The sequence below is a fragment of the Streptomyces sp. NPDC002018 genome (assembly GCF_042890865.1).
In the GTDB taxonomy this organism is placed as follows: domain Bacteria; phylum Actinomycetota; class Actinomycetes; order Streptomycetales; family Streptomycetaceae; genus Streptomyces.
In genome coordinates this window covers 157,184-169,576 of record NZ_JBIASO010000010.1, presented here as the reverse complement: position 1 = coordinate 169,576, position 12,393 = coordinate 157,184, and the positions used below count along the sequence as shown (strand labels likewise).

The window sequence follows — 12,393 nt, the reverse complement described above, 5'->3', positions numbered from 1 at the left end:
GGGCCGGATACTGTGCAGACAAGTCTGTAAATTCAGGGTGAGGATCCGGCATGGCACAGCAGGAACGTGGAAAGAGATCGCGGCTCTCGATCCTGGAGGCCGCCGCCCGTGTGTTCGACGAGCGGGGCTACGACGCCGCGAGCACCAATGAGATCCTGGCCAGGACCGGGCTCACCCGAGGTTCGCTGTATCACCACTTCCCGTCCAAGGAGGCTCTCGCCCGAGCCCTGGTGGACGCGCATGCCGAGGCGCTGGAGGTGCCGGACCAGCCGGTGAAGCTCCAGGCCGTGATCGATCTGACCCTGGAGTTCGCCAGGCGGCTCCAGCACGACCCGGTGCTGCGGGCCAGTGTCCGCCTGACGGTCGAGCAGACGTCCTTCAGCCCGCCGCAGAGCGCCTACGAGCAGTCCAGTACGGCGATCCTCAAGCTGCTGCGGCAGGCCGAGGAGAGGGGCGAGATCCTGCCGGGTGTGGACGTGCCGGAGGCCGCCTCGACCATCGTCGCCGCCTTCACGGGCCTCCAGATCATGTCCCAGGCGTACACCAACCGCGAGGACCTGCCCGAGCGGACCGGGGTGTTCTGGCGGTTCCTGCTGCCGGGCCTGGCCATCCCCGGCATCATCGGGCGGCTGCGTACCACCGCGCCGCCCGTCGCCGCGGAGGACTGAGGGCCGGCTCCGCCGCCCCGTGCCGACCCGCTCCCGGCGGCTCGGGGCCGGCCGTGCTCAGTCCCGGTCGGCCCCGTCCGGCCCGAACAGAGGGCGCAGCACTCCCCACAGGCGCTGCGAGGTGGTGACGCTCCACCAGTCGACACTGGTGTGGCCCAGCGACTCGAGTCCGGCGGCCACCACCACGGCCAGGTCGGCCAGGTCCTCGTGCCGGGATGTTGTCTCCTGGTGGGCGTCCGACACGCGTTGGTGGACCATGGTCAGCAAGTCGTCGCGCAGCCGCGGCGGTCCGGCCGAGCCGTCCTCCGCCAGCCGCATGCCCGCCCGGACGATCTCCTCCGTGCGCAGGGCCTCGCCCAGGGCGACGAGGAAGCGTTCCAGCGCGTCCGCCGACGGCCCCTCGAACGCCTCCTCCGTCAGTGCGACGACCCGGTGGCGTGCCTGCCCGTACACCGCGGCCGCCAGCGCCGCGGTGGAGGGGAAGTGGTGATAGAGAGCCCCGCGGCTGACACCGGCCTTGCGGCAGATGTTGACCAGCCCCGCGTCGGAGAGCTGACCGTCCGCGATCAGCTCGGCCGTGGCGCGGACAAGAGCCCGACGGGTCTGTTCGGACCGTGTCTGCATCAGGGTGCACCGCCTTCCCTTGCTCGCAGCACGAGCGATACATGGATGAGCCGCGGGCACTGACACCAGCGGCGAAGCAGAATCATACAACCATGCCTGTTTTGCTTGACAGTCCTGTACGGGACTCTTCCCTTCCGATTTTCACAGCTCCCGCAAATCCGCCCCTGTGCAGCGACTTGTCCCCGAACGCCGCCGTGGTGCGGTGGATCTGGAGTACGTGACAACCAAACAGGTCTGTCTGTTGCCCCTTCCGGCCCACGGTGTCCCGCCCGCCACCAGAAGGGGGCTCACGCCCCGTCACACACCCTTACCCGGTCGCGGCACGGGCACGCCGTCGCGCACACGCGCACCGGCGCCGACCGTGGAATCGGCGCCGGCCGTGGCCCGTTGACGCGCGGCGCCCTACCGGCCGCCGTCTCCCGCGCGTCGCGCGGCCATACCCCCCGCCGCGCACACGGTCGCCAGACCGGCCAGCGCCATGGCCATGCCCGCGTCCGTGAACTCGGCGACGGTCCCGAACACCGCCGGTCCCACTCCTTGTACGGACATCAGCCCGGCGGAGAGCAGCCCGAACGCCTGGCCGCGGCGCGCCTGCGGGACCGCGTCGAGGAACGAGCGCTGGAGTCCGAGTGCGTAGGCGAATCCGGTTCCGGTGAGGAAGAGGAGGACGGCGCAGACGACCCACGACGGGTCCAGCGCGAAGCCGGCCAGCGGCAGGCCGAGGACCACCACCAGCGTGGGGACCAGACGTTCCCGCACCGCGGGCCGGACGAATCGGCCGACGGCCAGGTCACCGGTGAGCATGCCGACCGGCAGACAGGCGAGCAGCAGTCCGGCCGAACCGTCCGGCATACGGTGGTCGCTCACGAACGGGACGATCAGGCTCTCGGCACCCGCGACGAACATCGGCGGCAGCCACTGGGCGAGCAGCAGCGCGCGGACCCTCCGGTCGGCGAGCAGTGCGGCGCCGCCGTACCAACTGTGGCGCAGTACCGACCCCGTGCCGCGCCGCCGTCCTTGCCGCGGCGCCCGCTCCGGTGCCGCCTGCTCGGCTGCCGACTGCTCCGGTACGGCCTGCTCGGGGGCGGGCAGGTCGGGAAGGCGCACGCGGATGGCGACCGCGGCGATCAGATAGGCGCCCGCGCTCCACAGCAGGGTGGTCCGCGGACCCAGCAACGCGACCGCGGCGCCCCCGGCCGCCAGACCCGTCAACTGGGCCGCGGACGCGCAGATATTGGACAGCGAGCGTCCCAGGACATAGGCGTCGCCCGTGAGCGTCTCGGCGACGAGCCGGTTGGTCACACCGCTGAAGACGGGGGTCAACCCGGCGACGGCGGCGAGGAGGACCAGGATGGCCGCCACCGGCAGATGCGCCACCCCCATCACGGCGGCCGTCAGGCACTGGAGACCGTGCCCCGCGATCACGAGACGGCGCGGGCGTGCCCGGTCGGCGAGCGAGCCGAGCAAGAAGGAGCCGGCGAGTTGCGGCAGGAAGCCGATGCCGAACGTCAGGGCGCTCAGCAGGGGTGAGCCGGTCGTCGCGAAGACCAGCACCGAAAGGGTCATGATGCGCAGCGCGTCGGCCGCGACCGTCAGGGTCCGGGTGGCCAGCAGCAGCCGGAAGCGCCGGTCGGCCAGCACGTCCCCGTAGGTGGCGCGCTCTTCCCGGGCGGGGACGGAGGCCGAGTCGGAGGTCACGGGAAGGAGTGTGCTGGACGGGCCGTGATCCGGCCGCGCCGTTACGCCTGGAGCGTAAGCCCGCTGTGGTGACCCGCGGGCCGCGGGACAACATTCGGGACAACGGTCCCATCAGGGCGGGACACGGGGTGCCGGAGAATGATACGCCCGGGGCGAAGCCTGCCCGGCCCCGCTCCGCGCACCAACGACCGAAGGGACTGGACATGCTGGTAGACCACATTGAGATCCCCGAACTGGCTCCGGACGCGTACCTCGACGACGAGGCGTCGGAGGTCGCCACCGACGCGCCGGAGGAGCGAGCCTGGCTCCCCTCCTACCAGGCGGCCCTGACGACCGTCTGACGCACGGCACTTCCGGTCCGGCACCGGGCCGCAGAAGGGCCCGGTGCCGGTGTTCCACGTCCAGGTTCGCTGTCTGACCCCGAAGGACGGTCCGTCGTTGTCCGCATTGTCTTCCGCCGGTGCGTCGACCACCGATGTGGTGGCCCAGGCCGACACCCTGCTCTGCGCCGACCGGCAGTTCGGCGACTCCGCCGCCATCGGCGAGCGCAACCTCGCCCGGTTCCGGCTGGGTCTGACCATGCTGGCACGGCATGACGGCGAAGGGGAGAAGGCGCTGAGGGCGGCGGCCGCGGCGGCCGACGAACACCTCCGTCCGCTGCTGTACGACCCGGTGCTGCGCAACTGCTTCGAGGTGGACCTCGTACGACTGGAGAGCGGCCGGCTCGGGCGCAGTTCGTTCGCCCGCCTGAGCGGTTACGCGGCCGGCGCCGCGGCGGACGCCCCGTCCTCCACGGGACCCTGCGAAGCGCTCACCCACCCGCACCGGCCTGCCTGGCCCGGTCGCGGGGACGCCTGGATCATGACCGAGCCGGCACCGCGTGACAGCGCGCAGGAGATCCTGGCCGGGCGCCTCATGGAGCTGTACCGGGACGCGCTCGGCGACGTCCGGGCGGCGGGACCGGTCGATCCGACGGACGACATCCGGGCCGTCCTGCGGGAGGGCGCGGAACTCCTCGCGACGCTGCTGCCGTCCGCGGGAGCCGGCGTACTCGGGCACGTCACCATGGTCGGGTTCACCCACAGGGAGAGCGAGGAGGGTCCCCTCCAGTCCATGTCCGGCGGCGATCCGCTCCCTTCCACGGTGCTGCTGGCGCCCGAACGCTGCACTTCCCCGTGGCTCGCCGCGGAGAGCCTGCTCCACGAGGGAGCCCACCTCAAACTCTTCGACGCGCTCCGGACGGGCGCCCTCGTCGCGAACCCCAACGAGCGTGTCCCGATTCCGTGGCGGATTGGCAGATGGACGCTCATCCGCGTGTTCGTGGCCCTGCACTTTTATGTGCATCTGCTGGTCTTCCGGGCCGCCGCGGCCACGGCGGGCGACGCGGTCCGTGAGAGGTTCGGCCCGCCCCCTTCGGCCGAGGAGCTGGACGAGCCCAGCCCCGGCACGCCCGCCGCCCGGAGCGGGGAATACCGGACCAGCGCGGAACGGGCCCGCTACCTCGCGCAGTGCGTCCTGACCCTGCCGGACCAGGCGCTGACCGAGAACGGGCACCGGTTCGCCCGCTGGCTGCTCACCGTGCTCCGCCTGGTGGACGACGACGCGCCTCAGCCCCCTGACCGGACCGCGGCGAAGACCCGGCGCGAGGACCCGTCGCCGGTGCCGGGGGTTCCCACGGAGGGCGTTCTCCAGCAGGCCGGGCCGGTGGACGCGTGCGCCCTGCCCGGCTTGGGGCAGCTCGTCGTCAGCACCGCGGGGTCGGCCCGGATGCACTGGCTGAACGCGCGCTCGTGGACGGTCTACTCCCTGTGCGACGGGCGGGACTTCGGCGCGGTGCGCACGGCCTACGCCCGCGCGGCCGGTCTCCCGGCCGGCTCGGAGGAGACCGGCCGGCAGGTGGGCGAGAGCCTGCGCCGGCTCCTGGACGCCGGCCTCGTCACCCACGGCGGATAGCGCTCCCGCTCCGGTCGGGCCGCCCCAGGCCGCCGGTACGGGTGCGGGCCTCGCCGCCGCACCGGCTACGCGCCGGCGAGGCCCGCACCTGTACCCGCACCCGTACCGGGGCCGGCGGTTTCCAGGCCGGCCAGCCGTGCGGAGACGATCGCCTCCAGCCGGCTGGAGACATGGATCTTCGGCAGGATGGCCGAGACGTAATTGCGCACGGTCTTCTCCGATATGAACAGCTCCTGGGCGATGCGACGGTTTCCGTAGCCGAGCGAGACCAGTCGCAGAACCTCCCGTTCGCGGTTCGTGAGCGCCGGGAACGGGAGCCTCCCGCGGGATTCCGCCAGGCGCACCAGGAGGGCGGAGAGTTCGCCCCCGGTCCGCGGGCCCAGCATGACGTATCCGCGTCGTACGGCCCGCACCGTACGCAGCAGATCCGCCGTCTCCGTGTTCTTGAGCAGATAGCCCGTGGCCCCCGCCATCAGTGTGGTCAGCAGCAGGCTGTCGTCGTCGTGCTCGGGGGACACCGCGGCGACCAGCCGGGCCGCCGGGTACTGCCGGCGCAGCCGTTCGAGCAGTCCGACCCCGGCGCGACCGGGCAGATCGAGGTCGACGATGACCACGTCGGGCTTCGCCTCCCGGACCGCCCGCTCGCCCAGGTGCGGATCCCGTGTCCCCGTGGAGACGGTGATCCCGCCGTTTTCGAGCGCGGAGCGTAAGCCGTCCAGAACCAGGGGGACGCTCTCTATCACCACCACACGGATACCGCTGTTCCGTACCGCGTCGGCCATGGACCCCATCCTCGTTCTCGGGCCGGTGCGAGGCATGACGCAGCGCCCTTTCCCGCACCCTCTTGATCAAGATTCCCGTGAAAGCGTAGACGCCTGTCGGACGGGCCGGTCGGTACGGTCGTACGGCCGAGGGCGGCGGCCGGTGCGGCAGCGCCACTCACCAGGGGCCGCGGGAATCAGCGACGGAGGCGGCCCAGTTCGGTGGCAGGATTCCTCATTCCATCGCATGTGCCCTTGCTGTCTGCGGTGGGTGGTCTCGGGCGCGGGCCGTGCCGGGCATGTGCCTCGGTACGGCCCGCCGCCTCAGGTGGGTCAGCGGGTCGCCGTGGCGGCGCTGCGGATGATGCCGACGACGGCGTCGGGGCGGGTGAGCATCACCGCGTGGGGCGCGGTGACCTCGGTGGTGTGCGCGTGGGCGCGTCCGGCCATGAAGCGCTGGGTGGCGGGCGGGACGGCATGGTCGTCGCGCGTCACCAGGTACCAGGAAGGGATGGTCTCCCAGGCCGCCGCCGTGGCGGTCTCCTCAAGAGCCCCGGCGGCGATGGGGCGTTGAACCGCCGCGAGGGTGCTGGTCTGCCGCCGGGGGAGCCCGGCGGCGAACACGTCACGGAACTTGTCGGGCTTGATGTAGACGTCGACCCCCCGTGTGCCGCCCGTGTCGTACGGAACGGTGTTCAGGGCATCGGGGGTGGCGTGCGAGCCGGGGTACTTCGCCACCAGGGCGCCGGTGCTCTCGTTCTTGGCGGGGGCGAAGCCGGCCACGTAGACGAGCGCCTTCACGTTGGGTACGTGCGCGGCCGCCTCGGTGATGACCGCACCGCCGTAGGAGTGTCCGACCAGGACGACCGGGCCGGTGATGCCGCGCAGACGGCTCTCCAGGTAGGCGGAGTCCTGTGCCAGCCCCCGCAGCGGGTTGGCGAGGGCGAGGACGGGATAGCCCTGGGCCTCCAGCCGGTTGACGACATCGCCCCAGCTCGAGGAGTCGGCCCAGGCGCCGTGTACCAGGACCACGGTGGGCCTGGCGGTGGTGCGGGCGGCGGCAGCGGGGTGCTGGTCGGTGCTCCCGGCGGCGAGGGCCGGGACGGCGAGGCCGGCGAGCACGGCGCCTGCGGCGAGCGCGAGCACCGTTCGCCGGGATGCGCGGGATCGGGCATGGAACATGGTTGAACCTCCTAAAGAGACAGAACGTTCTGTCTTCCCAGGAGGTTAGGGTGCGATCCTTCGACGGTCAATCTGGTCCCTGCGTTTTCCCTGAGCGGACTCGCCGAGCGGGGTGGACGGGCCAGGCTGGGCGGACGGGCCAGGCAGGTCGAGTGGGTCGAGCGGGTCGGGCGGGCCAGTCGGGCGTGAGGCCGACTCGGCGCATCGGTGTCCATTGTGGGAGAACGATCGTTCCGGTAGGGTGGCGGCATGTCCACTTCCGCCACCGCGCCCCAGCAGCGGCCCTCCCCGGCTCGTGACCGCCTGCTGGAAACGGCGTCGCACATCTTCTACGCCGAGGGGATCCACCACGTCGGCGTGGACCGGATCATCGCCGAGGCCGGTGTCACCCGGGCCACCCTCTACCGGCACTTCCCGGGCAAGGAGGAGCTGGTCCTCGCCTACGTCCGCCATCGCGACCAGCAGATCAGGGCCCGGGTAGCGGAACTGTTCACCGTCAGCACCGACCCGCGGACCCTGCTGATCACGGTGATGTCCGGTGTCGGCGCGGAGGTGTGCGGCCCGGACTTCCGCGGGTGCCCGTTCATCAACGCCGCCGCCGAGTACCCCGACCCCGGCCAGCCCGTGCACCAGGCGGTCCAGGCCCATCGGGCCTGGTTCAGGCAGACCGTCAGGAATCTCGTCACGGCGGCCGGGTGCGCCGACGCCGACCACGCCACCGCGACGCTCCTGCTGCTGCGCGACGGTGCCATGGTCGGCGGCGATCTCGACGACTCCGAAGCCGTCCGCGCCCACCTGGAACGGGCCGTCGTCGCCGTCCTCTCGTGACGGCCCCGCACCGCGACGCACCCGGACGAGCACGGCGAACCGGCTGCGCGGGCGCGCCGAGGGCCGGCGCGTGGGCGGTGTTCACGCCCCACCCCCCGACCGGGGCGTGAACACGGCCCCGACTCTAGGTTCCGTGCGGCGGTCCTGCGAGAGTCGGACTGCACAGCCGGACCGGCCGGCGGTTTCAGAAGTTCCTGTCCGGCCCGCCGCGGTCGAGGACCTCGACGGCCAGCCACAGGTCATGACGCGCGTTCGGGACCCGTAACAGCGACCGGCGCAGCACCTGTTCGAGCCGGATCAGCCGCTTACGGGCTCCCGTCACCGACACACCGAGCGCCTGCGCCGTCGCACTCAGCCGGGTGTCGTTCCGCACCCAGGTGCGCAGCGTCGGCTCCAGCGCGGGCGCGTCCTCATGGACGGGGCGCAACTGCGTCAGCGCCCATTCCCGTACGGCCGGCAGGCGCAGCAGCGTCTCGAAGGCATCCTCGGCCGGAGCCGGAGCCGGAGCCGGAGCCGGAGCCGGAGCCGGAGCCGGAGCCGGAGCCGACGGCGCCGGTGGCGCCACCCCCGTCGGCCCGTGGTCCGTCACGGGCGGTAACGCCCCGATCCGCAGGGCCAGATCGAGCTTCGCCTGATCACCCACCAGCCCCAGGTCCAGACCGAGAAGGGCCTCGACGCGGCGGAGACGGGAGGCCAGGGTGTTGCGGTGGATCTTCATATGACTGGTCGCGGCCGACGAGAAGGCCAGCCACGACCGGACCGTGTCGGTCAGCGTGCGGCTGTCGGGGTCGGCGCTCCGGGCGGGGACATACCCGGTCAGCGGCGCCAGCAGACGGTCGGCCCAGGCGCGGCCCCGCCGCCCCACCACGACGGCAGCCCGAGCGTGGCGTCGAACCGCGCCCAGCGCTCGGGGCGGCCACGGGCCACCGCGAGCGCGTGGAAGGCCTGCTCGTAGCCGATGGCCGTGTCGCGCAGCGCCAGCGCGTCACCGGTGCCCACGGCACAGCCCTCTATCCCGGCCGCGAGCGCGGCTTCCAGCGGGCGGGAGTCCGCGGGGACGGGGTCCGCCGACGCGACCACGAGCACATGGTCGGAGTAGACGGGACACCGTACGATCCACGCCCGGCCGCCGGTGAGTTCGGTGCAGATACGGATCGTCTCGGCCCGCCGGTCGACACCGCACTCGATGACATGGAACCGGGCCGGATCGTGGAGGCGCGGCGCGAGGACGCCCGCGATCTGGTGCGCCGTCGCGAGGTTCCCCGACATCAGCAGATGCAGCACGGCCTCCCGCCCGCGCGCGTCGGCGATCTCTACGCGCCGTCGGGCCCGTTCGGTCTCGTTCGCCCACCAGCAGACCCCGAGCAGCGGCCCCGCGTCGGCCGGGGCGGCCGTCCCGAGCGGATCGGGCCCGACGACCGCGAGGACCAGACCGGACGGGACCAGACCGGACGGGACCAGGCCGGAGGGGACCAGACCGGACGGGACGGGGCCGGACCGGTCCCCGGGTATGTCGACGGCCAGCAGCGCGCCCGAGCGGCCCGGGGACTCGCCCGCGAGGAACGTACGCAGCCCCCGCTCGCGCATCACGCGCAGCCCCTCGGCGACGAGCGTCCTCACATCGGAGTCGTACGCCCGGGGAGATGCCGCCTGTACGCCGCCGGCCTGGTCCACCAGCCCGACCCAGCACCCCGTCCGGCGCGCCAGCCACCGCAGCAGCGCCTGGACACCGTCCGCCTTGCGGACCAGCCGGTGCATGGTCAGGATGTCGGCCGCGCGCCCGGAGTCGGGGGACGGCGCCGCTCGCACGTCCACACCGCACCCCTTCGCCTCGCCGGTCAGCGTGCCGGGTCCGGGAGACCCCGCCACGGGAGGAGACCGATTGTCGCCGCTGCGACGGGACTTCTGCCACTCCTGGGGGCGTCCGGGAGATCGGCGATGTGGAGCGTCCGAACCGGCGGCGTCCGAGGGGGCCCGCGGCGACGCGGAATCCGTCGTTGTGGGGGACCGGGCCACCCGCGCCGCCGGCGGGTTCGGTGGCGAGCCCGAGGTCACCGACGACGGCGAACGCAGTGTCGTTTCGGCGATGAAATCACTGGACCATACGGGTGAGTTCTCGGCCGCGGGACTGTCGCGGACATCCCCGGACTGCCTAAATCCGGGTGTGATCAAGAACCTCGTGTGGCGCGGCCTTCCCGCGCTCGCCCTCGCAGCCCTGCCCGTTCTGGCCGCCGTGCCGGCCGCTGACGCCGTGGAGAGCAGCCGTACCGTTCGGAGCACGCAGCCCCGAGAGGCCCTGCGGAGCGACTCCCGTTTCTACGCACCCGCCACCCTCGGCAAGAACCAGGCGTGGACCTCCGGCAACGGCCGCACCATCCTGCGTGTCCAGAGTGACGGCAACGTCGTCGTCTACAAGAACAACCGCCCCGCCTGGCAGGCCCCGAACGTCTATCCCAACGCCGACCGCCTCGTCATGCAGAAGGACGGCAACTTCGTCATCTACAACAAGGCCGGCCAGCCCATCTGGGCCGCCGGGACCTGGCGCAAGGGCCACTACGTCGCCGTCCAGGACGACGGCAACGTCGTCGTCTACAACAACGCCAACAGGCCCGTCTGGGCCACCAACACCGGCGACTGACAGACAGGCATTCCCGTATGCGGCAGGGCCCGGACCGGACGTCCGGGCCCTGCCTCCGTTCACGACCGAGCCGGCAGCCGGCCACGCCGGCCCGGGTGTTCCACGGAGGGTGAGCCGTCGGCTCAGCCCCGAGGGCGCGGCCGCCGGACGGCTGACGCCTCGTCAAGGGCCCGGACCGGCAGGGGGATTGTCGGCTTCCGGAGCTTCACCTGGATTCGATTCGGCCCAGTGGGTCGGTGCTCTCCGACAGGGTCTTCTGCGCCGCCGACCAACTGGAATCGTCCATGCCGAGTGCGTGGCGAAGATAGGCCCAGGTGAGCCGCTGGATCAGGGCGACGCGTTCGGGATTCTCGTCCGTCGTCTCCTTGACCTCGTAGCCGGGGATCCCGCCGAGCGAGTGCTCCGCCCCGAACAGTGTGAGCAGGCTCTTGTCGCCGGGGCTCAGGAAGTACGGGTCGGCGAGCCAGTCCGGTCCCCTGACGGTCAGCGGGGAGTCGTCCCGATCCCCCGCGATCACGAGGGCAGGCGTGGTCATGTCCGCGAAGTCCGGGTTCATGAACGGGTAGCGCTCGGCCGCGAACGGTGTCAGGTCGGCTCCGCCCTGTCCGGCCGTGGCAAGCAGCACGCCCGCCGTGACGCGCGAGTCGGACAGGTCCTCGCCCTGCCCGCTCTCGGGATCGAGGACGCGCAAGCCCAGCAGAATGCCCGCCGTCTGGCCGCCGAAGGAGTGTCCGGCCGCGGCGATGCGGCTTCGGTCGAGGCGCCCGCCGAGGCCGGGAACAGCGGCTTCCAGCAGATCGAGCCCGTCGAGGACGCGCTTCATGTCCTCGACCCGGAAACGCCAGATCCGCGGTGTGCGGGGATCGTCCGGAGGAAGGCCCACGGTCCTTGAGTCGAGATGGGTGGGCTGGATCACCACGAAGCCGTGAGCGGCCCAGAAGTCGGCCAAGGGACCATAGCCGTCCAACGACGAGCCGAAGCCGTGCGAGAAGACGATGACCGGCAGTTCGCGCCCGGTCGTCGGCGCGGACACTCTCACGCGCAGGTCTTCACCACGGCCCGGTGCTGGTAGCACCACCGGCTTCACCGAGACGACGGGAGTGGGTGCGCCCATGGCCATCTCCATGGTCGCCCTCTCTGATCCGGTCATGCGAAAGGCCTTTCCCATCGGCGAGTTCGGTCCAGCGCCCGGAGGGTTTCGCGCCGAGCACGAGTGTGCCGACCCGCCCTCCCGGGCGACCGACGGTGTCGTACCGCATGACCGTTCTCCCTGCCGCGCTGAGCCTGGCGGCAGCGTGCGGTTTGGTCGCCGGGTCCCCGATCTGACATCATCAAGAAACGGGACACTGTCCCGATTGACGATACGGGACACTGTCCCGTTTAGCAATCCCGGGAGCGAGGGGAGAGACGCGGTGAACGACGGCGACCGGGACACGGGACGCGCGGCCCGGCCCAAACGGGCGGACGCGCGACGCAATGAGGAGACCCTGCTCGACGCCGCCGCCGCGGTCTTCGTCGCCTCAGGCGTGGAAGCGCCGGTACGCGACATCGCGGCCGAGGCCGGTGTCGGGACGGCCACGATCTACCGCCACTTCCCGACACGGGCGGATCTCATCGTCGCCGTCTACCGCCACCAGGTCGAGACCCTCGCCGAGGCCGGTCCGGCCCTGCTGGCGACGAGCGCGACCCCGCACGCCGCACTGGGGCGATGGATCGACCTCTTCGTCGACTTCCTGGTCACCAAACACGGACTCGCCGCCGTGCTCCAGTCCGACGACCCCTGTTTCGACCCCCTGCACTCCTACTTCCTCGACCGCCTCGTACCGGTGTGCACCCGCCTGCTCGACGCCGCGGCCGGTGCCGGCGAGATCCGCTCCGACCTGGAGGCCTACGAGATCATGCGCGGCGTCGCGAGCCTCTGCGCGGGCGCCGGCCGTCATCCCCGCTACGACACACGCCGACTGGTCGCGTTCCTCGTCGCGGGACTGCGCCGCCCGCGCTGACCACCGGTCAGGCACCCGACGCGGGCGGACCACCCGCG

At 72.0% G+C, this 12,393-nt stretch carries 13 protein-coding genes; 6 read left to right on the top strand and 7 right to left on the bottom strand.

The genetic code is table 11. The features are described from left to right. The first annotated feature begins 50 nt into the window (after positions 1-50). The gene (locus tag ACFYYH_RS18880) at positions 51-668 is read left to right on the top strand and encodes a ScbR family autoregulator-binding transcription factor (RefSeq protein WP_388551967.1); all 618 of its coding nucleotides are present in this window, start codon (positions 51-53) and stop codon (positions 666-668) included. Between the two features lie 57 nt (positions 669-725). On the opposite strand, the gene ACFYYH_RS18875 is transcribed toward ACFYYH_RS18880, so the two are convergent. Both ACFYYH_RS18875 and ACFYYH_RS18870 read right to left on the bottom strand, forming a co-directional pair. Further along, the gene (locus tag ACFYYH_RS18875) at positions 726-1,292 is read right to left on the bottom strand and encodes a TetR family transcriptional regulator (RefSeq protein ID WP_388551966.1); all 567 of its coding nucleotides are present in this window, start codon (positions 1,290-1,292) and stop codon (positions 726-728) included. Between the two features lie 402 nt (positions 1,293-1,694). Beyond that, entirely contained in the window at positions 1,695-2,990 is a 1,296-nt protein-coding gene (locus tag ACFYYH_RS18870; protein ID WP_388551964.1) for an MFS transporter, read from the bottom strand. A gap of 203 nt (positions 2,991-3,193) precedes the next feature. Here ACFYYH_RS18870 and ACFYYH_RS18865 point away from each other — a divergent pair, with 203 nt between their 5' ends. Continuing rightward, positions 3,194-3,331 (top strand): hypothetical protein, encoded by a 138-nt coding sequence (locus ACFYYH_RS18865; protein ID WP_365903108.1) that lies wholly within the window; start codon positions 3,194-3,196, stop codon positions 3,329-3,331. 97 nt (positions 3,332-3,428) lie between these two features. Then, positions 3,429-4,943 (top strand): aKG-HExxH-type peptide beta-hydroxylase, encoded by a 1,515-nt coding sequence (locus ACFYYH_RS18860; protein ID WP_388551962.1) that lies wholly within the window; start codon positions 3,429-3,431, stop codon positions 4,941-4,943. Between the two features lie 65 nt (positions 4,944-5,008). Here the strand turns inward: ACFYYH_RS18860 and ACFYYH_RS18855 are convergent, their stop codons facing one another. Together ACFYYH_RS18855 and ACFYYH_RS18850 are read right to left on the bottom strand one after the other, a co-directional pair. Further along, a complete protein-coding gene (locus tag ACFYYH_RS18855; protein ID WP_388551960.1) occupies positions 5,009-5,725 on the bottom strand; it encodes a LuxR C-terminal-related transcriptional regulator in 717 nt (238 codons plus the stop codon). A gap of 312 nt (positions 5,726-6,037) precedes the next feature. Further along, positions 6,038-6,886 carry an alpha/beta fold hydrolase gene (locus ACFYYH_RS18850; protein WP_388551959.1) on the bottom strand — a complete coding sequence of 283 codons (849 nt, stop codon included), beginning with the start codon at positions 6,884-6,886 and terminating at the stop codon, positions 6,038-6,040. A 249-nt stretch (positions 6,887-7,135) separates the two neighbouring features. On the opposite strand from ACFYYH_RS18850, the gene ACFYYH_RS18845 reads away from it, so the two are divergent. Further along, the gene (locus ACFYYH_RS18845) at positions 7,136-7,714 is read left to right on the top strand and encodes a TetR/AcrR family transcriptional regulator (RefSeq protein WP_388551957.1); all 579 of its coding nucleotides are present in this window, start codon (positions 7,136-7,138) and stop codon (positions 7,712-7,714) included. A 184-nt stretch (positions 7,715-7,898) separates the two neighbouring features. Here the strand turns inward: ACFYYH_RS18845 and ACFYYH_RS18840 are convergent, their stop codons facing one another. Beyond that, complete coding sequence (locus tag ACFYYH_RS18840) at positions 7,899-8,582, bottom strand: helix-turn-helix domain-containing protein (RefSeq protein WP_388551955.1); 684 nt, start codon at positions 8,580-8,582, stop codon at positions 7,899-7,901. Further along, the gene (locus ACFYYH_RS18835) at positions 8,531-9,529 is read right to left on the bottom strand and encodes a hypothetical protein (protein WP_388551953.1); all 999 of its coding nucleotides are present in this window, start codon (positions 9,527-9,529) and stop codon (positions 8,531-8,533) included. Before ACFYYH_RS18835 ends, ACFYYH_RS18840 begins: the two co-directional genes overlap by 52 nt. Positions 9,530-9,800: 271 nt before the next feature. Between ACFYYH_RS18835 and ACFYYH_RS18830 the strand changes: the two genes are divergently transcribed. Then, on the top strand, positions 9,801-10,352 hold the full coding sequence (locus tag ACFYYH_RS18830; RefSeq protein WP_388551951.1) for a hypothetical protein: 552 nt from the start codon (positions 9,801-9,803) through the stop codon (positions 10,350-10,352). Between the two features lie 205 nt (positions 10,353-10,557). On the opposite strand, the gene ACFYYH_RS18825 is transcribed toward ACFYYH_RS18830, so the two are convergent. After that, positions 10,558-11,502 carry an alpha/beta hydrolase family protein gene (locus ACFYYH_RS18825; RefSeq protein ID WP_388551950.1) on the bottom strand — a complete coding sequence of 315 codons (945 nt, stop codon included), beginning with the start codon at positions 11,500-11,502 and terminating at the stop codon, positions 10,558-10,560. 262 nt (positions 11,503-11,764) lie between these two features. Between ACFYYH_RS18825 and ACFYYH_RS18820 the strand changes: the two genes are divergently transcribed. Then, positions 11,765-12,355, top strand: coding sequence for a TetR/AcrR family transcriptional regulator (locus ACFYYH_RS18820; RefSeq protein WP_388551948.1), 591 nt, complete (start codon positions 11,765-11,767; stop codon positions 12,353-12,355). Positions 12,356-12,393: the final 38 nt, after the last annotated feature.

Coding starts and splice junctions, on each gene's coding strand:
- ACFYYH_RS18855 (WP_388551960.1), bottom strand. CDS start 5,725: ATGGCCGACGCGGTACGGAACAGCGGTATCCGTGTGGTGGTGATAGAG.
- ACFYYH_RS18850 (WP_388551959.1), bottom strand. CDS start 6,886: ATGTTCCATGCCCGATCCCGCGCATCCCGGCGAACGGTGCTCGCGCTC.
- ACFYYH_RS18875 (WP_388551966.1), bottom strand. CDS start 1,292: ATGCAGACACGGTCCGAACAGACCCGTCGGGCTCTTGTCCGCGCCACG.
- ACFYYH_RS18845 (WP_388551957.1), top strand. CDS start 7,136: ATGTCCACTTCCGCCACCGCGCCCCAGCAGCGGCCCTCCCCGGCTCGT.
- ACFYYH_RS18830 (WP_388551951.1), top strand. CDS start 9,801: ATGAAATCACTGGACCATACGGGTGAGTTCTCGGCCGCGGGACTGTCG.
- ACFYYH_RS18825 (WP_388551950.1), bottom strand. CDS start 11,502: ATGACCGGATCAGAGAGGGCGACCATGGAGATGGCCATGGGCGCACCC.
- ACFYYH_RS18865 (WP_365903108.1), top strand. CDS start 3,194: ATGCTGGTAGACCACATTGAGATCCCCGAACTGGCTCCGGACGCGTAC.
- ACFYYH_RS18880 (WP_388551967.1), top strand. CDS start 51: ATGGCACAGCAGGAACGTGGAAAGAGATCGCGGCTCTCGATCCTGGAG.